Here is a 1,082-nt window from a genome sequence, read left to right as displayed (position 1 = left end):
CCAACGCCTCCGCGCCGGTGACCCCGCCGCAGAAGGCAGCGCGCCGCCGCCTCGACCTGGACCCGGTCGGCATCGTGCTGCTCGGGGCGGCCGTGCTCTCGGTGATGCTGCCCTTCCTCAACCGCGGGGCCCACCCCGCGCTGTGGGCCCTGGTGCCACTCGGGGTGGCCCTGCTCGGGGCGTTCGCCTGGTGGGAGCGCCGCTACGAGCGGGTCTGTCGACCGCCGCTGGTCAATCCCGAGATCTTCCGCGACCCGGCGTTCCGCAACGGCATGATCATCGTCTCGATCTACTTCATGGGCGGGACCAGCCTGTGGATCGTGATGCCCATGTACCTGCAGTTCCACCTGGGGTACGCGCCGATCGACTCCGCGCTGGTGAGCCTGCCCGCCTCGATCTGCGCCGCGGTGTCCGCGCAGGTCGCGGGACGGTTCGTGCTGAAGCTCGGGCGTCGGCTGGTGATCGTCGGGTTCTGCCTCACCCTCACCGCGCTGGGCACGTTCATCCTGCTCGCGGGGTCGGTCGAATCCGGGGCGGTGGGCTACCTGATCTTCATGGCCCCCGCCGCGCTGATGGGCACCGCCCAGGGCATGACCATCTCCCCCAACCAGACGCTGACGCTGCGGGCGGTCGACCCCGCGTACGGCGGGGTGGCCGGCAGCATCATCTCCCTCGGCCAGCGCATGGGCACCGCGATCGGCACGGCCGTCGTGCCCGGCGTGCTGTTCTGGATCGTCGAATCCCAGGACGACTGGCTGCTCGCGTTCCGGGCGGCACTGGGATTGATCGCCGCGCTGGCGGCGGGCGCGCTGGCGTTCAGCGTGGTGGACCGCCGCCGCGAGAAGCGCTGCGCCTGAACCGGGCAGCCCTCTTCGCAGCCCCCTGCTCACCCCTCCCCCGGTTGGCGGACACCCCACCCCGAACCCCCGTGGTTGGCTGTGGTTGGCGGACACCCCGCCCCGACCCCACCGTGGTTGGCTGTGGTCGGCGGACACCCCGCCCCGGTTGGCGGACATCTGATGCGAAGGACGGCCCGCCGGACACGAATTCTGTCCGCCAGGTGAGGGACGGGGTCCGCCAGG

Annotated in this window: 1 protein-coding gene; it reads left to right on the top strand. The window is 71.8% G+C overall.

Annotation, left to right across the window (positions count from 1 at the left end; genetic code table 11):
- On the top strand, positions 1-857 hold an 857-nt coding region (locus G6020_RS12190; RefSeq protein ID WP_182610813.1), incomplete at its 5' end, for an MFS transporter.
- Between the last annotated feature and the right edge of the window lie 225 nt (positions 858-1,082).

Origin of the sequence: Dietzia sp. B19, from assembly GCF_014145155.1 — a bacterium.
In the GTDB taxonomy this organism is placed as follows: Bacteria; Actinomycetota; Actinomycetes; order Mycobacteriales; family Mycobacteriaceae; genus Dietzia; species Dietzia natronolimnaea.
This window is presented reverse-complemented; position numbering and strand designations above follow the sequence as displayed.